Source organism: Ligilactobacillus sp. ESL1201 (assembly GCF_058503265.1).
Genome location: NZ_CP196362.1, coordinates 1524679 through 1543397, shown reverse-complemented (window position 1 = coordinate 1543397; position 18719 = coordinate 1524679). Strand labels below are relative to the sequence as shown.

Genomic DNA, 18719 nt, shown 5'->3' with positions numbered 1-18719 from the left:
AGAAATGAAGATCGTAGTTTTGGACGGTTACGCGCTTAATCCGGGGGATTTGGACTGGAGTCAATTAGAGCAGTTAGGGGAATGCAAATTTTACGACCGGACGCCAGTCGACGACCGTGCAGAAATTTTACGGCGGATCGGTGATGCTCAAGTCGTTATGACCAATAAGGTGCCGTTAGACGCGCAAACGATCGCGCAGGCTCCCAATTTAGAGTACATTGGGGTAACGGCGACGGGGTACAACGTGATCGATCTGGCGGCTGCCAGCAAGGCCGAAGTCACGGTGACTAACATTCCGTCGTACGGCTCGCAAGCAGTGGCACAGTTTACCTTTGCGTTATTACTGGAGATCACCAGTCACGTGGGATTACATAATCAGTTAGTTCACCAGGGGCGCTGGGCTACTAGTCCGGACTTTACTTTCTGGCAAAAGCCGCTGATGGAATTACAGGGAAAAACTTTGGGCTTAGTTGGCATGGGGGCGATCGCCCGGGAAGTGGCACGGATCGCGCATGCCTTTGCGCTGAAGGTGATTTTTTATAATCACCGCCCTAAACAGGTCACGGAACCCTGGTTGCAGCAAGTCAGTTTGGCGGAATTGTGGCAGCAAGCCGATATTATTAGCCTACACGTGCCGCAAACGCCGCAGACTACCGAAATGATCTGTGCGGACACGTTAGCTGCGATGAAACGCGGAGTGATCTTGTTAAATACCGCGCGTGGCGGTTTGGTCAATGAAAAAGATCTGATCGCCGCGTTGCAGTCGGGCCAAGTTGCTGCGGCGGGCTTAGACGTGGTCCAAGAAGAACCGCTGCCAGCAAACTCACCGCTACTGACGGCGCCTAACTGTTATTTGACGCCCCACATTGCGTGGGCTCCCCAAGAAACGCGGGCCCGTTTGTTAGGGATCGCTTGTGCTAATTTACGCTCTTACCTAAAAGGAGAAGTCCAAAATCAAGTTGGGTAAATTGGCGTTACCAGCATCTTGCTTGACTTTTATCCTAATTAACACTAAAACAGACCTGAATCGAACTCTTAGACGGCAATTATTTTGCAGTTAAGGGTTTCTTTTTGTTGTTCCAAAAAGGAGAGGGTTTGTTTTGCAGGATAGGGAACAAAAAAGTGGTTGGTTTTTGAATTACACGGCCTTTGTGATCGCTTTAGGCGGCTTTTTATTTGGCTACGATACCGGGGTGATCAACGGTGCGCTGTCGTTTTTGAGTGGGCCGGAGCAACTGAACCTAACGGCCGCTCAGCAAGGAATGGTTTCGAGCGCGTTGGTGCTGGGGTGTGCGTTTGGTGCGCTAGCCGTTGGCAAATTAGCGGACAATATCGGCCGCAAGAAGTTGTTACAGTGGGTGGCGGCGTTGTTTACGGTACTGACGTTAGTTTGTTCACTGGCTACTAGTGCTGTGATGCTGATCACTGCCCGTTTTTTATTGGGACTTTCCGTCGGTTGTGCGTCGAGTTTATCCCCACTGTATTTGAATGAGGTCTCGCCGTTAAAGTTAAAGGAGCGAAATGTCAATAAAAATGCAGCGGCGATTGTTTTTGGACAGTTGACTGCTTTTGTGGTCAACGCCCTTTTAGGAACACTGGGCGCTTCGTGGCCCCCGATTTGGCGGGTGATGATGGCGGTCGCTGCACTGCCTGCTTTGTTGCTGTGGGTGTTGTCTTTTAATTTACCGAATAGTCCGTTTTGGCAGTTACTGGAAGGAGCGCGTAGTACAGCTAAAAAAACTTTTACCAAACTCGGATTCCCGCAGTTGGATATTCGGATCGCTATCAGGGAGGCTAAAGAAGAACTCAGAGAAAAACAACATCAAGTCAAGTTGCGTGAGGTCTTTAAAAATCGTTATTTACTGTATCTATTGATTGCAGGAATGGCCGTGGGTTTTATCCAGCAGGCTTCCGGCATTAATACGGTGATGTATTACGGCACGATTTTACTAGAAAAAGTGGGCATGGGTGCAGGCGCTTCTTTATACGGCAACGTTTTGATCGGCTTGGTTTCGTCGTTAGCGATCACTTTAGGGACGCATTTGACGGCGAAATTTACGCACCAACGCTTATTGTTGTGCGGGTTAGCAGCAAATGCTGTGACCTTAGGTGTGCTTCACTTGGTGATGAGTTCTACTTGGTTTACTCAGACGACGACTAATATTTTGGTGTTGCTATTTTTGACCTTATTTTTAGCTACGCAACAGGGAATAGTTAGTCCTGTAACTTGGTTGTTACTCTCTGAAATGTTTCCCCAACACTTAAAAACGGCGTTTAATTCTGTTGGTACGGCGGTCACGTGGATCACTAATTTTGTTGTTAGTTTACTTTTCCCGTTGCTAGTCGAATTTTGGGGCACGGCAGGAGTTTTTTTGGCTTTCGCACTAGCCAATATCGGCTGCATCGTGATTGCGGAAATTTTAGTTAATCCGCGCTTGGTCCGGCGGGCGTTTACTAAGTTAGCAAAATGATTTGACTATTACTGATGATTGCTAATTAAAAAACTTATTTAACGGCAAATTAAATGTTTGACCTTTTTTGACCTTTGTGTTATATTAAAAATGCAAACAAGAAAGGATGATCTAATATGAGTAATGAATTAGTAAACAACTTACAAGAAATGCTAGATTGGCAAAATGATTTTTGGACGCAGACACCTAGCTTGTTGGCACCAGATTCTTTGCAAAGCGATGTAGTGGAAGACGAAGACGGCTACGAAGTAACGGTTGACGTCCCGGGATTGACGAAAGAACAGATTCAGTTAGCTTATCAAGATGAAACTTTAAGTGTAAAAGCACAACGTAAAAATGAACTGCAAGATAAAAAACACGTGTGGGTCAACGAACGTTCGTACGGCGAGTACCTGAGAAATTACCGTTTGCCTAACGTGGACGCAACGCAGATCAAAGCGCAGGTAACAAACGGAGTATTAACGATCACGTTGCCTAAAAGGCAGGAAGCTAAGAAACAAAAAATTGAAATAGAATAAACAAGCTGTGAGTCAAGTCGGTGTCCTTAGGACCTAGACTGTTGGCTTGACGAACGCGATTAAGCCTATTATTTACGGGAAACAAAAATAGGGGCTGGAACAAAACGGGATTTTGTCTCAGTCCCGCAATTAAGATCAAGCTGCGGAAGCTGGCGGTTAGCCGCTGAGGATTAACCTAGCTAGGAAGGAAAGCCTGGACTTGGCTTTGCTTTTTAGCGTAGTTAAACGTAGGCGACTGCCAGCTGGAGCGCAATTAAGATCAAGCTGCAAAAGCTGCGAGCTGGAGCGCACTAGCCAAAAACGAGTCGGGGACAAATATTATTTCGTCTCAGACTCGTTTTTGCTTTCCGTAAATTATGGTTCTGATCACGACGGCTAAACGGTTTGCCGCACAACTTCATTTCTTTTTGGCGTATCTATCTAGTGAAGGTTTTTCAGAAAGACTTGCTCAATTACTGGAATCTGCTACAATCAAGAAGAGACGTCTATTAGAGGTTGTGATAAAATGGCACATGAAACTAACAATCAGTTAACTGGTTACAAATTATTGATCGATTTTGCGGATTATGCACTTTACCTCAATGAAAATCGAAGTGTAGTCCAGCGCTTTAGTATGGACTTGGTAGCTAAATATAATTTGGCGGATCGCTACTATGATTTTTCTGCGGAAATGGTCGTATACCTGCAAAATTATATTGCGAGTTACCAAAAGGCGGCGCCGGCCAAAGCTGCTACCATTAAAAAGTACATTGAAACTCAATTTTTGACCCCAAGCAATATTAGCGAGGCTAAGTGACCAGCGATAATCAACTAACAATTTACGCAAAAAAAGACTATACTTATATTATATGAGGAGGTAATTTTTTGAGTAAGAATGATTTGATTGCTGAATTTCAGGATTATAATTTATACGTTGCTCCTAAGAATAAAATTATCAAAAAATATCATGCAGGAAAGCAGTCTGCTGATCGCACTTATAAATTATCCGTCTTGGATTTTAGCAATTTGATGGGGCAGATCCGGCGCTACAATGCCGACGAAGCCAAGGGAGATTTGGCTGAATTACAAAGTATTCAAACCAAAATCGAGGCTAAGTTTTTATGTGATAGTAAAAGAGCCTAGGCTATGCACTGATTGGCTAACGGTCACAGGATAATTGGCAATTTGCTGCCAGCTGAGGTAATTAAATTATAACTTACGTTTATCCAAAAAGGGACTGAGACAAAACCGTGTTTTGTCCCAGTCCCCACTGTTTTCGGCTAGTAACCGACACGCACAAACTAGTCGTTAGCTTCTTGAAACGAATTGATGGTGATCATCAATAAGCCCTGAATGTGGAGGAGCTTTTTATTGATGTCGCTGACTAGGTCGTGTTGGTCGTCATTTAGTTTAACTTTGGTCCCTTGCTGGAGGTGCATCAAGTGTGATACCAGTAGGTCTAAGAGCTGATCGATAAATAGCAGGTCGTTTAGTGCCGTGCTGTAATCGCCTTGTTCGATCAGTTTGACATCGAATTTTAAATCGACTTTAGTTTCTAAGTCACTGGCGATTTGTCTGAGCGGTTGGCGTAAGGCTTGTTGTTCGAATTTCAGCGAATCGTTGAGCTTAGTCAGTTGTTCTTTGACTTGAACCAGATTTTGTTGAGTATTGGTCAGATTATGCATCGTATTTTTCATTTAAAACTACCCCTTTAAAAAGTAAGTTTACCTTAATATCTTAACATTAATTAAAAAAAGCAGTGCTTGATTGACAAAATAATCAGGCACTCTTTATAATATTTAACGTTTTATCTAGGAGGAAAATCATGGACGAGCTCACGGAACAGTTTATTGTTTTTGAAAAATTATTGCAGCGTTACCTGACGTGGAAGCACCATAATCAGGGCAAATACAGTAATTCTTTACAAGGGCAAGGGCGGATCTTGGCACTGTTGAAAGTTAAACCAGATATTTCGCAAAAAGACCTCAATTACTTGTTGGCGATCAGACCCCAATCACTGGGAGAATTACTGGTGAAATTGGAGCGCAGCGGGTTGATCACCCGTAAGACGGCGCAAAAAGATCACCGCATCATGATGGTCCATTTGACGGAAAAGGGGAAGAAAAAAGCGCAGGACTTGGAAGATAATGCGGCACACTCTCCTTTTCAGATCCTAACGACTGCCGAACAGCAGGAGTTGATCGCGATCCTAGATAAACTTAGTACGCAGATGCGCGGGGAAATGAGCAGCGCACCCAGACATTCGCGGGTGATGGACGCACCGCATAAACACTACGAGATGTTGCGTAAAGTCAGTCAGTATGACGGCAAACTGCCGTGCAATTTTACGGCTGAGAAACCTAAAAAAACTAATCATTCAGAAAAGAAGGCGTAATAATGTTTAAAATTGCCCGTCACAGGGTCTCTTACCTGGCCGTTTTAGGTGCGGTCTTATTTATGATAGTGCAGGTGTTCGCCAACCTGAACCTACCAAATTTAACTTCCGATATCGTCAATAACGGCGTCGCTAAGGGAAATATCGGCTACATCTGGCAGGTCGGCATGAAAATGATCGGCTTTTCCGTTTTGAGTGTGGTTGCGGCGGTCTGCAACGTTTTTTTGGCCGCCAAAACCTCGCAGGGATTAGGCAAAAATCTGCGTAACGATATTTACAGCAAAGTAATTAATATGTCAAATGACGAGTACGATCAGATCGAAACGTCGTCTTTGATCACCCGGACGACAAACGACGTCACCCAGGTGCAAAATGTTTTCATGATGATGCTGCGGATGATGCTGATGGCGCCGATCATGTTATTAGGAGCCAGTGTTTTAGCGTACAATAAAAATCACACACTGACGGGAGTGTTTTTAGTGGCTTTGCCGTTATTGGTGATTTTTATGGGGATCTTATTGTATTTATCGGTACCGCGTTTTCGGGCGATGCAGGTCAAAACCGACCGTTTGAACCGTGTTTTTCGTGAAGGATTGACGGGCGTACGCGTTATTCGTGCTTTTCGCCAGGATCAATTTGAACAGGATCGTTTTGAGGACGCTAACATTGATTACACCCAAAATGCGATCAAAGTCAACGTCATTATGGCCTTTGCGATGCCCGTAATGCAGCTGATCATGAGCGGGACTAACGTGGCGATCGTCTGGTTTGGCGCTAAGTTAATCGGGGCGCAGTCGATGCAAGTCGGCAACCTGATTGCGTTTATGACTTACGCGATGCAGATCTTGACCAGTTTTATGATCTTATCGATGGTCTTTGTCTTTATTCCCCGGGCACAGGCTTCCGCGAAACGAATTCAGGAGGTTTTTGACCTGCACAGTCAGCTTGCCGAACCGGAGCACGACGCACAGTTAAGTGCTAACCCGACTGGCGGCCTCAAATTGGAATTTGACCACGCGACTTACCGGTACCAACAAGCCGAACAACCGGCGTTAGTCGACGTTGATTTTAAGGCGACAGGCGGACAGACCGTGGCGGTGATCGGGGGGACCGGTTCGGGAAAAACGACGCTGGTCAACTTGATCCCGCGTTTTTACGACGTGGAAAAGGGTGCCATTAAACTTAACGGACAGGATATTAAAAATTATTCGTTGGCACAGTTACGCGACCAGGTTTCTTTTGTGCCCCAAAAGGCGTTGTTATTTGAGGGCACCTTGCGGGAAAATTTGTGCTTTGGTAAGCCTGACGCCACGGATGATGAGCTCTGGCACGCCCTAGAGATCGCACAGGCGCAAGAATTTGTGCGCGAAGATCCTGCGGGCTTAGACCAAAAAGTCGAGCAGGGCGGCGCCAACTTTTCCGGAGGGCAAAGGCAGCGGTTGACGGTCGCGCGGGCTTTGGTCAAAGACGCCAGTGTTTACGTGTTTGACGATTCGTTTTCCGCGCTGGATTTTAAAACGGACGCGAACTTACGTCAGGCGTTACACGAAGACGAACGCTTGAGCCAAAAAATCATCGTGCTGGTCGCCGAACGGATCGCGACGGTCGCCGATGCCGAAACGATCATTGTTTTGGATGAGGGCCAAGTCGTCGGTCAGGGGACTCATGATGAGCTAAAGAATAGCAATCAGGTCTACCAAGAAATCATGCACTCACAGATCAAGGAAGGTGAAAAATAATGGGACACGGACGCGCAAGAACCTCGAACGCTAAGCCGCGTAATTTTTGGAAAACGACTTGGCGACTATTGAGTTACATGTCGGACCGGATCGTGGGGCTGGTGATCGTGTTAGCCTTCGCCATCACCGGTGTTATTTTTCAGATCAAGACTCCTAAGATCCTGGGCAAAGCAACGACCGAGATCTATAAGGGCATTTTAAAAGGTAACGCGCAACAAAAAGCCGGTTTTAAGATCGGCGACTTACCGATCAATTACGAAAAAATCCTGCACATCATTGTGGTAGTGATCGTGATGTACTTAGCGGCTTCGTTTTTCAGTTTTATGCAGCAATATATCATGACCAAGATCTCGCAACAGACAGTTTATAAATTGCGTAAGTCGATGAAACAAAAGATGCGTCGTTTGCCACTGAACTACTACGACACGCATAATAATGGCGATATCATGAGCCGGGCGGTCAACGATATGGATAATATTGCGGGTACGTTGCAGCAAAATTTAACGCAGGCAGTCACCAGTACGGTCACGTTTATCGGGACGTTATGGATGATGTTTTCGATCAGTTGGAAACTAACACTGATCGCGTTAGCCACGATCCCGGTCAGCATTATCGTGGTCGGTTTAGTGGCCCCGCGTTCGCAACGCTACTTTGCCGCGCAGCAAAAAAGCCTGGGATTGATCAACAATCAGGTCGAAGAAAACTACGGAGGCCAGCAGGTCGTCAAGTCGTTTAACAAACAAAAAGATATCATTGCGACTTTTAAAGAAGAAAACGAAAAGTACTACTCATCGGCTTGGAAAGCGCAGATGATCTCGGGGATCGTAATGCCTTTGATGATGTTTTTAAACAATCTCGGCTACGTCTTCGTGGCGATCGTTGGTGGCATTCAAGTCGCTAACGGCAAGGTTACTTTGGGTAATGTGCAGGCATTCTTGCAGTACACCAACCAGTTTTCCCAACCGATTTCACAGTTAGCTAACCTGATGAATACGATCCAAAATACGATTGCGTCGGCCGAACGGGTCTTTGACGTGTTAGACGAGGCCGAGATGCAGGACATGGCCGAGGGCCGGCCAGCGCAAAGCAACCCGCAAAACTTGCTGGAATTAAAGCACGTCCAGTTTGGCTACCAGGGACAAGACCTGTTGTTAAAAGACTATAACTTGCAGGTCAAACGCGGCCAACAAGTGGCGATCGTGGGTCCGACTGGTGCCGGCAAGACGACCATCATTAACTTGTTGGAACGTTTTTATGACATCAGTGACGGTAATATTTACCTCAACGGCGTCGACACGCGGGAACTGAAAAGAGAGGACTTGCGTAGTCATTTTGCGATGGTCTTGCAGGATACGTGGCTGTTTTCGGGTTCGATTTACGATAATATCAAATACGGCAGGGAAGATGCGACTAAAGAAGAGATCATTACGGCGGCTAAAGCGGCACACGTCGATGGTTTTGTGCGCAAACTGCCGCAGGGCTATGATACCGTGTTAAACGAGTCGGGTTCCAACGTGTCGCAAGGACAGCGGCAGTTGATCACGATCGCGCGGGCCTTTTTGGCCGATCCTGAGATCTTGATCCTCGACGAGGCGACGAGTTCGGTCGATACGCGTACTGAATTGCATATTCAACACGCGATGGAACGCTTGCTCGACAACCGGACGAGTTTCGTGGTGGCGCACCGGTTATCGACGATTCAAAACGCCGACGCGATCATCGTGATGAATCACGGCTCGATCATCGAGACGGGCACACACAACGAATTGCTGGCCCAAAACGGCTTTTATGCGGATCTGTATAACAGTCAGTTTACCAGCGGTTTGGCGTTTAGTTAGGAGGCCGCAATGAAAAAGCAAATCGGAATTGCGTTACTGGCAGTCATGCTGCTTAGCGGGTGCGGTCAAGACAAGTTAACGGTAGCTAAAACGCACCTAAAGCCTAGCGGACTGGCGGTCGTAGTTAAAGGAAAAACGAACCAGTCGCACGTAACTTACCAACTGGATAAGGGAAACAAACAACGAGTTAAGGCGAAAAGTGGGGCGTATCATTTTATCGTGCCGGTTAAAACAACGGCTCAAACGGTCCACGTGCAAGCAGGCAACCAAAAACGCACGGTCCAAGTCGCTAAAACCAAGTCGGTGGCTGATTATGTCAAGTTAAGGCAAACGTATAATCAGGGATTAGCAGTAACTAAGCTGGCACCGACGCAGCAAAAACAGTTGCAACAAATGGCCGCGCAACGACAAAAACTGCTCCAACAAAAAGCACGCTTGCAACAACAAACTAAGACGGGACAAGTCGATGTCCAAGCAGCTGGCCAACTCCAACAACAGGCACAAAACTTGCAGCAACAGCAATTGCAGTTACAGCCCGCGTTACAAAAAGCACAGCGGCTGACTAATAAGCAGCAGTTGCCGGCTAAACTGCCTGACGGGATCCATAATTTACGGCAGACCAATAATTTGGTTTTGCGCACCAACGGTCAGGCGGGTAAGGTGACGGCTTTGGCGGTGATCGTGCCCTTAAAAGTGCTGAAAAATAAGCAACAGGCGCGTGAATTTATCACCCAATTTTCGTTGTTAGCCAGCGGAGTAGGTGCTGATCCCCAGCAGGTTTTACGGCAGTTTAAAAAGCAGTCGAGCGCTAAAAACACGACGAAGACTGCGACTAAGACGATCACTTCTGCTGGTGTCAAATTTACCATGGGATATTCGACCAGCAAATTGTACGTTTATTTTAACCGCTAAGCCCAAACGGCGAGGCTTACATTTTAGCACTGGTAGTGTATAATAGGGATAAATTAAGTGGAGGTGTGTGCTGATGCAAAAATTTTTACTAGGAGTTAGCATGGCAACTAACGCGGTTTTGGCGTACATGTTGTTAAAAGACGAAGACACGGTCGAAGAATTACGCGAACGACTCATTCACGCTAGCGATGAAGTTGTCGGTAAAGCTAAAAAAGCCGCTAGTGGTGCTAAAGACGCTGCAGCAGACGTTAAAGATGACGTGCAAGACGCAGCGTCAGATGTGAAAGACGCGGTTACAGACTAATGAATAAAGCCGGTTAACGAATAATTAAATCTTGCACTGGCGACAAAGGGGCCTGAGACAAAATGTTATTTTGTTTCGGGTCTTTTTGTTTCGTTTTATTAAATTGGTATACTCCAAACTAGTTGAAGATAAAATTTTATTTGTTACGCGTAATAGTTGTAATCATCGTGTTTGTGAGCAATATCATCGCTTAGTTACCGAAAAGAATTGCATCGGCGCCGATTATCTTTTAGAATATATGCGGTAATGGTATACCTGAATACTTAGTTAAGGAAGTGGACAAATGTCGACGCAAGATGTGAACGTAAAAAATACCAGGTTGTTAACTCTGGGGATCTTATCGATTTCGTTTTTAATGTCAGTCAGTAACGCGGTTTCGGGCACGATTCCCCTGATGGAAAAGTATTTCGCTAATATTTCTCAGGCTAACGTGGAGCTGCTGATTGTCATTCCGACCGGTGGGGTGTTGTTAGGGACCGTGATCAGTGGTTTTATCTCTAACGTTTTAGGGAAAAAATACACCGTGATCGCCGGTTTAGTGATCTCGCTGGTGTTTGGCGTGATCCCCGCATTTTTTTATAACTACTTTGCAATTCTGTTGTCACGGGCGATGTTTGGCGTCGGGATGGGGATTTTTACGCCGCTGAGTGTCTCTTACATCACCGATTTATTCCCAGAAGAAAAACGCAACCGGTTTTTGGGGTGGCGTAATTCGATCGGGGCGATCGGGGATTCGCTGATGTTATTTGTCGCTGGTTTTTTGATCGCGGTTAGCTGGCACACGACATACCTCGTATTTTTGTTCTTGCTGATTCCGATCACGCTGGTGGCTTTGTTTGTGCCGAAACGTTTGGATAACGTCGTGGCGACTAAAGACGACCACGAAGAAGAAATTGACAGCAGTGAGTTAAAACCGAGCACGAACTTAAAAGTAGTTAAGCTGTCCGTGATTTTCTTTTTTGTTTGCCTGTTTTACTCGTGTTTGTCGTTAAAATTAGCGAGTTACGTCGTTAATAATCACATCGGTAGCGCCGCCCAGGCAACGCGGATCTTTAGTTTTTTGGTATTGTGTTCGATCGTGTCGGGGATTTTATTTGAGAAGTTGGCCAAATGGTGTGGCAAGTACACCGTAGCGTGGTTTGATTTGATCACCGCAGCTGCTTTCGTGATCTTACCTTTTACCAAATCGATCCCCGTGATCTTAATTTTAGTGTTGATCTGCGGCTTTAGTAACGGGATCATTAACCCGGCACTGACAGCACGGATGGTCGCTTATTCGCCGCAGGGTTCGATGAACTTAACGACGTCGATCATCCTGATCGGTATTAACTTGGGCTCGTTAGTGGCGCCGTATTTCTTCCAACTACTGGCGACGGTGACGCACACGACTAACCCGGGGATGATCATCTTTTATTCCGGGATCTTTTACGTGTTATTAGCGTTATTTGATTTATTTACCGTGAAAAAAGACCAGTTGACGATCTAGGAGAGAAAATAATGAATGAAAATGTAAAATGGTTCAAAGAAGCCCAGTATGGCATGATGATTCACTGGGGACTGTATTCGCTACTGGCAGGAGAATATCAAGGGCAGTCATCTAGTTATTATGCCGAATGGATCCAGTCGAAATTGCAGATCCCTAATCACGAATACGAAAAACTCGCCACGGCGTTTAACCCCATTTACTTCGATGCCGACCAGATCGTTTCCTTAGCGCAACAATGTGGGATGAAGTACCTGGTAGTGACGACTAAACATCACGATGGCTTTGCTATGTATCGTTCGCAAGTTGATAGCTATAACGTTTACGACGCGACGCCGTTTCACCGTGACGTGATCGCCGAGTTAGCGCAAGCCTGCCAGCGTGCGGGACTGAAGTTTGGCCTGTATTATTCACAGGACTTGGACTGGCACGATCCTAACGGCGGCGGTTACTTGTCCAATGACATCGAGACGGCCGGCTCGACGTGGGATAACAGCTGGGATTTTCCGGATGAACAGCACAAGAGCTTCGATTTGTGTTTTAAAAATAAAATCATGCCGCAGATCAGAGAAATCATGACTAATTACGGCGAGATCGCAACGGCATGGTTCGATGTCCCGATGACGTTATCTGCTGCGCAGAGTCAAGAAGTCTATGACACCGTCAAAAAATTGCAGCCTAACTGCTTGATCAATTCGCGTTTAGGTAACGGAAAGTACGACTTCGTTTCGCTGGGGGATAACGAGATCCCGGCATTTAAAGAACAAGTTGACCAACAAGACCAAGTCGACTACAACGCGGTCGAGGGATTTAAACCGTCGCCACTGGGTTTGTACGAAACGGCCGCAACGACCAACGATTCGTGGGGCTTTTCGTACCGCGACCAAAACTGGAAGACGCCCGCACAGCTCTACCAGCAAAAAAAGCAGCTCAACGATTTGGGCATTAATTATTTGCTCAACGTTGGCTTGGATGGCCTAGGCCGCGTGCCGCTGGTGGCACAGCAAAATTTATTAGCAGCACATAAATTGGCACAAGCAGAGCAATAAAAATATGGATCCGAGGTAAAACGACGTTTTGTCTCGGGTCCTTTATTTGTGATGATGGTTCAACTTTTAGTCCATATATCATGATCAGTTATCGAGATATTTTTTTAAGGCGGCTACATTGTCAAATGTTGGTGAATCATCTGGCAAGATTCCCAATTCCTTGGCTTTAGCAGTTACTAATGCGCGTTCGGTTTCTGCAGTAGGCTTTTCTGGTTCGGTCAAAATTATAAAAGGAATCTTTTTTTGCAAGACTAGTTGCCTAGCTGCCATATTGAAATAAGAATTAATGCTTAGTCCAGTGCGCTTAAGTTCTTTAGCAACTTCTTTTTTTAATTCAGTATCGATGCGAATAGTAGTAGTACTTATTGCCATATTATCACTCCTTCAAATCACATTGGATTGCATAATAACATACAATTGAAGCTAATATCAATTGATATGAAGAAGTAGCTGCCTAATTTTATGGGAAATTTATTGTCAGTAAATTTACTTAGTATTTGTAGCAGGACATTAAAAAAACACCTTATATAAGGTGTTTTTTCTATGCTAGGCACCTCGAAAGTAACCTAGCGCCATTACTGGCACATTTATACACTAATTATATGAAACAATGATTGTTAATGCAAGTTATAGATTCCAATTATTTTGATTACAGTAACCGATTTTTTAATCCAATATATGATATAATTAAGGTGTGAAAAAAGTAAGGCTTGTTAGTTACTGACGTTTAAATGTTCATGATGGATTTACCGAATTTTATCAGCAAAAAAGTAGGAAAATAAATGAAAAATAGGCCATATTTAACCGCCGTTGATGATATCTTTGCTAAAGACTTACACAGCCCAGAGTTTGAAGATGGAGTCAAAGCTCAGACTAATAAGCTAAATAGTGCCATAGCTGTTAGAAACGAACGCGAAGCTTATGGCTGGACGCAAAATGAGTTAGCAGCTCATGCCGGCTTGCCTCAATCAACAATTGCAAGGATCGAAAACGGCGCTAATACAAGCATGGATACTATTTCTAAAATTGCTAATGCATTTGGGAAATCGTTACAAATTTCTTTTTCTTAAAATCACAAGTTTTATGTAGAAGTAGGTTGAGGACGATTTTTTTAATAAATTTGCCTAGTCGTTGCGTATGTATCTATGTTAGGAGATTAATACTATAATAGAAGAAACAAGTAGCTGCTTTTGGATTTGATTAAAGTGAGGTGAATTTGATGACCGAAGTGACGCGCAGAAATCTGAATCCCAATGATTTTTATCTCGAACATAAAATCGATAAGGTTAGCGATAAAATCGATGACACGCAAAGGGAGTTTTCCAATAAACTAGATGATACGCGTAAAGAATTTTCCGGTAAGATCGATGACACACGTAAAGAATTTGTTAGCAAATTCGATAACATGCAAAATAGGTTTGATAGTATGCAAGGCAGACAGGATGGCATGCAGGGCAGACTCGATAGTATGCAAGGCAGGCTTGACAGCATGCAAATGGATATGACTACCATGAAAGTCACGCTCAAGGGTTTGGAAGATAAGGTGGATGCCTTGCCAGAAAAATTAAAAGCTTCTAAGTGGGATGACTATATTAAACCGTTAGTTGTCGGAGTTTTGGGCGCTTTGGTGGCAGCGATAATCGCAAACTTAGGGTAAATTAAATAGGGCTTAGGGCTGGGACAAAATTTTTGTCCCAGCTTTTTTGTTTTCCGTAAATAATAGACTTAATCGCGTTCATCAAGCCAGCAGTCTAGGTCCTAAGGACACTGACAAACAAATCCAAGTACAGAATTTGCTTGTCAGTGCCACTTAGTCTACGACCGCTAACCGGCTTGACTCACAGCTTGTTTGATCGTGCTCCAAAAAGCAGCAGTTTGCGCCTAGCTACGTTTCAAAATAAAACCCAAGTGCGGGTTTTACTTTGAAACTAGGCTAGTGTTCGACTGCTAAGCGCTTTTTGCCCCAACTCCTTTTATGTTAGCTATTTTTAAAATTAAATCACATAACTTATCTAGTTGTAAACTTAACCATTCTTAATTAATATATATTTGAAGCTAACTTATTTGCAATTTATCGTTACTTTTAATTAGTAAAATAGTTTAATGATATTCATAAAGTTATTTGCTTACATTGCTATAAAATAAGGCATTGCAATCTAAATGAAACTTAATAGCCATAATCATTACAGATTAACCGCTTTTAACATTGATAAAATTTAATAGTTATGTTTATTTTTTTAATTATCCGCTAACACATTGACGGAAGTTGTGCTATAATACTCATTAGTTACATAACTGATGTAACAGATATATCTATTATATAGGAGGATCCTCTAATGGAAAAAAAGAGATTTAAGATGTATAAATCAGGGAAAAACTGGGTTGTTGCGCCCATCGTTTTCTTTGGTTTAGGTCTTACAGCAATGACACAGAGTGTGTCAGCTGATAATACTAATAGTCCAGCTGATACAACTGATGGCAGTGCTCCACAAGGCGAAGTCGCTGCAGCTCAAGATAATGGTCAGCAAAGCAGCACCGTTGCTTTGACTAGATCAGCAGGAGATGACCAACAAGTAGCAGCACAGGATAATGAGATTGGCCCACAAGCACAAGGTGAAACTGCAAATAATACTCAGAGTACGGCAGAAGTAATTACTAATGATGCAACTGGTAATAATCAGACAGTAGTTGATGGTCATAATAAATTAAATACTGGTTCAGCTACAAATCCTACTTATGCTACAAGCTCATGGGCTTATCAAGCTAATGAAGATGCAGTTAATACTAATAGCAGGGACTACTATTATTATGATGCCAAAGGTGACATGGCTAAAGGTCAGATGACAATTGACAGTGCTAGTTATTACTTTGACCCAACTACTGGTATCATGCAGGTGGGTGTGGCTAATAAGCATGGTTATTCTGATGAAGCAGCTACACTTGGTCAGCAAGTTAAGGGTGATACGCCATATACTTTACACGCTAATAATACCGACACCGGAGATGCTCACCAATACATGTTTGACAAGAAAACCGGTGAAATGAAGACCGGTTTCCAAACAGTTGGAACAGGTGTTAATAAGGTAACTTATTACTTCGATCCAACGACTGGTCAAGCAGCTGGCAATGGTGATGATACAGTTAAAGCACCTGAGAAGAATGTTTCTGCTCCGGGTAAAGATGTTGTTGTCTATACTGCTAGTGGTGATGCTGCTAAAGGTTTCCAAGAAGTTAATGTTGATGGTTCATGGTACTTATTCGATGGTAACGGTCATCAAGTAGAAAATTCTTTGGTTAACTTAGTTGATGCCGATGGCAATTCTCGTGAACTTTACTATGGTAAAGATGGCAAATTGGTAACAGGTGAAGTTAACTACGGTAAAAACTGGTACTACTTCAGTGTTAACGATGCTCATATGTCAATTGATGCTTTCACTACCTTACCAGATGGCCGGACAGTTTATTATAATGGTAAAGGTCAATTACAAAATGGCCGGAAGACTGTTAATAAAGTTAACTACTACTTCAGCACTGTCGATGGCTCAATGCAAACAGGTTGGGTAAAGACGAGTGTTAAGGGTGCCGATGGTAAGGATGTGCCGGTAACATATTATGCTAATGAAAATGGTGTATTACAAACTGGTGAACAATTCCTCAATGGACATTGGTATAACTTTGGTACTGATGGCACGATGAAGACTGGGTTCCAACAAATTACTTACCCAGCAACTAACTTGGCTCCTGCATATACGAAGGTAGTTTACTACAACGAAAATGGCGAGATCCAAAATGGTGAAGTCCAGATTGGTGATCATTGGTACTACTTCTCTGAAGCAGATGGTGCAATGGCTAAGGGCTTAACGAAGTTACCAGATGGCCGGACAGTCTACTACGTAGAAAACGGCGCTCATATGGGTCAGATGCTGAACGGCAAACAAAAAGTTGGCGACAGTATCTATGACTTAAGTACAGTAGATGGTCATTTAGTTGGCGTTACTAACGATGCTACGGGTGTTGTAGGTGACGGCCAAGGAACAGGCAAACCAACGCCAGCTATCGGTGGGGCTACTGGTACTAACCAACCAGGTGATGGTACTCAACCAGGTGATACAGATAAGCCGGGAGAAAATGGTCCAACAACAGCTGCGCAAAGTCAGATTAATTTGATGCATGCTGTAGATGCATTAAAGAATGTTCCAGCTACTTTAACTGATGCACAGAAGAAAGCTGTTACGGATGCACGTGATGCTTTAGATTTGGAGTTATACACTCCAGCATTACAAACTGCATTTGAAAAAGTGTTTGTAGTAGATCATTCTGGTAGAGCTGAAGGCGATGTAACTGGTGTTACAACTGATGCTAAAGCTAATCCAACTATGTATGATGATTTGATTCAGACTTTGAATGATGCTAAGGCTAAGGTTACAGGTGATACAACTAAGACTACTGCTTTTAACGCTTTAATCACTGCTGTTACTCATGCTAAAGGTTATATGACAACAGCTACATCTGCTAACTTATATGCAGGTTTGGAGACTGACCTAGGTGCTATCTTTACATTTAATGCAAGTCATGAAGTAACTGGTTTTGCTTCTGGTATTACTGACCAGACTACTTTGAATAATGCTCGCGATACTGCAACTACAGGCGTAAATGCAAAAATTGATGCTGCTAAGTCAGCTGCACAGGCTGCGCACGCTTCTACCAGTGAATTGGCACTCTTTGATAATTTGAAGACTGCTGTTGATGCAGTTACGTATACTACACCTGCTAACTTATATACAAATTTAGAGAGTGAACTAGGTGCTATCTTCACATTTAATGCAAGTCATGAAGTAACTGGTTTTGCTTCTGGTATTACTGACCAGACTACTTTGGATAATGCTCGCGATACTGCAACTACAGGCGTAAATGCAAAAATTGATGCTGCTAAGTCAGCTGCACAGGCTGCGGACGCTTCTACCAGTGAATTGGCACTCTTTGATAATTTGAAGACTGCTGTTGATACAGTTGCGTATACTACACCTGCTAACTTATATACAAATTTGGAGAGTGAACTAGGTGCTATCTTCACATTTAATGCAAGTCATGAAGTAACTGGTTTTGCTTCTGGTATTACTGACCAGACTACTTTGAATAATGCTCGCGATACTGCAACTACAGGCGTAAATGCAAAAATTGATGCTGCTAAGTCAGCTGCACAGGCTGCGCACGCTTCTACCAGTGAATTGGCACTCTTTGATAATTTGAAGACTGCTGTTGATGCAGTTACGTATACTACACCTAGTTTCATTGCTACTAATACTGCAGTTGGTCATGTTTTAGATGCTACACGTACAACTTCTGATTTCACTGCTACTAATACTGCAGTTGGTCATGTTTTAGATGCTACACGTACAACTTCTGATTTCACTGCTACTAATACTGCAGTTGGTCATGTTTTAGGTGCTACACGTACTCCTGATACTTTAGATAATGCTTCTGCTTTGCAAGGTGGTGTTTTGGGCTTGAAAGTAGGAACTAATCAGTACACCGAAGCTTTGCAAACAGCTTATGAAGCTGCATTTAATGCTGATGGTTCTGTGAAGGATGCAAGTAAGATCGGTGCTTTGGTTACTGCTATCGGTGGTCAACGTGATGATATTACTGGTACCTCTAATGCAGATACTGAAGCTAAAAATGTGTTGGCTAACTTTAAGGCTGCAGTTAATATTGTTAAGGGTGATTTAAATACTCCTACTTCGTTCTATAGTCTTAACTTACGAAATGCATATGAAGCTGCGTTTGATAGCTATGGTGCTGTTAAAGATGCAACCAAGATTGATGCTTTGTTAACTCAAATTGATACTGAGTTAGCTAAGAATAACGTCCAAGCTAATGCGGATGCAGTGAAGGCATTGAATAACTTAACTACAGCTGTTAAGAATGCTCAAAAGTTACAGGATGTTGAAGACTAATAACTGTTTGGTAATTCTGTAATTACTATAACTTTTATTAAAGAAAGGCACTGGCAATAATTTTGCCAGTGCCT

17 protein-coding genes are annotated in these 18719 nt (G+C 43.7%); 15 read left to right on the top strand and 2 right to left on the bottom strand.

Annotated features, from left to right (window positions below; genetic code table 11):
• The first annotated feature begins 4 nt into the window (after positions 1–4).
• The 5 genes from ACSYSK_RS07645 (at position 5) to ACSYSK_RS07625 (ending at position 4111) form a co-directional block, all read left to right on the top strand.
• Positions 5–967, top strand: a complete 963-nt coding sequence (locus tag ACSYSK_RS07645; protein ID WP_491714554.1) for a D-2-hydroxyacid dehydrogenase — start codon at positions 5–7, stop codon at positions 965–967.
• A gap of 133 nt (positions 968–1100) precedes the next feature.
• On the top strand, positions 1101–2471 hold the full coding sequence (locus ACSYSK_RS07640; RefSeq protein WP_491714553.1) for a sugar porter family MFS transporter: 1371 nt from the start codon (positions 1101–1103) through the stop codon (positions 2469–2471).
• Between the two features lie 116 nt (positions 2472–2587).
• Positions 2588–2989, top strand: a complete 402-nt coding sequence (locus tag ACSYSK_RS07635; protein ID WP_491714552.1) for an Hsp20/alpha crystallin family protein — start codon at positions 2588–2590, stop codon at positions 2987–2989.
• A gap of 505 nt (positions 2990–3494) precedes the next feature.
• Positions 3495–3785, top strand: a complete 291-nt coding sequence (locus tag ACSYSK_RS07630) for a hypothetical protein (RefSeq protein ID WP_491714551.1) — start codon at positions 3495–3497, stop codon at positions 3783–3785.
• A gap of 68 nt (positions 3786–3853) precedes the next feature.
• Positions 3854–4111 carry a hypothetical protein gene (locus ACSYSK_RS07625; protein ID WP_491714550.1) on the top strand — a complete coding sequence of 86 codons (258 nt, stop codon included), beginning with the start codon at positions 3854–3856 and terminating at the stop codon, positions 4109–4111.
• Between the two features lie 158 nt (positions 4112–4269).
• On the opposite strand, the gene ACSYSK_RS07620 is transcribed toward ACSYSK_RS07625, so the two are convergent.
• The gene (locus tag ACSYSK_RS07620; RefSeq protein WP_491714549.1) at positions 4270–4665 is read right to left on the bottom strand and encodes a hypothetical protein; all 396 of its coding nucleotides are present in this window, start codon (positions 4663–4665) and stop codon (positions 4270–4272) included.
• 128 nt (positions 4666–4793) lie between these two features.
• On the opposite strand from ACSYSK_RS07620, the gene ACSYSK_RS07615 reads away from it, so the two are divergent.
• From ACSYSK_RS07615 to ACSYSK_RS07585, 7 genes are all read left to right on the top strand, one after another.
• Positions 4794–5363: a MarR family winged helix-turn-helix transcriptional regulator gene (locus tag ACSYSK_RS07615; RefSeq protein WP_491714548.1), complete on the top strand. Its 570-nt coding sequence runs from the start codon at positions 4794–4796 to the stop codon at positions 5361–5363.
• Positions 5364–5365: 2 nt separating this feature from the next.
• Positions 5366–7102: an ABC transporter ATP-binding protein gene (locus ACSYSK_RS07610; RefSeq protein WP_491714547.1), complete on the top strand. Its 1737-nt coding sequence runs from the start codon at positions 5366–5368 to the stop codon at positions 7100–7102.
• A complete protein-coding gene (locus tag ACSYSK_RS07605; protein ID WP_491714546.1) occupies positions 7102–8940 on the top strand; it encodes an ABC transporter ATP-binding protein in 1839 nt (612 codons plus the stop codon). Before ACSYSK_RS07610 ends, ACSYSK_RS07605 begins: the two co-directional genes overlap by 1 nt.
• Before the next feature lie 9 nt (positions 8941–8949).
• Positions 8950–9852: a hypothetical protein gene (locus ACSYSK_RS07600; protein ID WP_491714545.1), complete on the top strand. Its 903-nt coding sequence runs from the start codon at positions 8950–8952 to the stop codon at positions 9850–9852.
• A gap of 73 nt (positions 9853–9925) precedes the next feature.
• Positions 9926–10156, top strand: a complete 231-nt coding sequence (locus tag ACSYSK_RS07595; protein WP_491714544.1) for a CsbD family protein — start codon at positions 9926–9928, stop codon at positions 10154–10156.
• A gap of 283 nt (positions 10157–10439) precedes the next feature.
• Positions 10440–11642 (top strand): MFS transporter, encoded by a 1203-nt coding sequence (locus tag ACSYSK_RS07590; protein ID WP_491714543.1) that lies wholly within the window; start codon positions 10440–10442, stop codon positions 11640–11642.
• A gap of 11 nt (positions 11643–11653) precedes the next feature.
• On the top strand, positions 11654–12688 hold the full coding sequence (locus ACSYSK_RS07585; protein WP_491714542.1) for an alpha-L-fucosidase: 1035 nt from the start codon (positions 11654–11656) through the stop codon (positions 12686–12688).
• Positions 12689–12772: 84 nt separating this feature from the next.
• Here the strand turns inward: ACSYSK_RS07585 and ACSYSK_RS07580 are convergent, their stop codons facing one another.
• The gene (locus ACSYSK_RS07580) at positions 12773–13060 is read right to left on the bottom strand and encodes a type II toxin-antitoxin system RelB/DinJ family antitoxin (protein WP_491714541.1); all 288 of its coding nucleotides are present in this window, start codon (positions 13058–13060) and stop codon (positions 12773–12775) included.
• A gap of 410 nt (positions 13061–13470) precedes the next feature.
• Between ACSYSK_RS07580 and ACSYSK_RS07575 the strand changes: the two genes are divergently transcribed.
• The 3 genes from ACSYSK_RS07575 (at position 13471) to ACSYSK_RS07565 (ending at position 18645) form a co-directional block, all read left to right on the top strand.
• Positions 13471–13758, top strand: a complete 288-nt coding sequence (locus ACSYSK_RS07575) for a helix-turn-helix domain-containing protein (protein ID WP_491714540.1) — start codon at positions 13471–13473, stop codon at positions 13756–13758.
• A gap of 149 nt (positions 13759–13907) precedes the next feature.
• The gene (locus tag ACSYSK_RS07570; protein ID WP_491714539.1) at positions 13908–14345 is read left to right on the top strand and encodes a hypothetical protein; all 438 of its coding nucleotides are present in this window, start codon (positions 13908–13910) and stop codon (positions 14343–14345) included.
• A gap of 679 nt (positions 14346–15024) precedes the next feature.
• Positions 15025–18645: a KxYKxGKxW signal peptide domain-containing protein gene (locus tag ACSYSK_RS07565; RefSeq protein ID WP_491714538.1), complete on the top strand. Its 3621-nt coding sequence runs from the start codon at positions 15025–15027 to the stop codon at positions 18643–18645.
• The last annotated feature ends 74 nt before the right edge of the window (positions 18646–18719 follow it).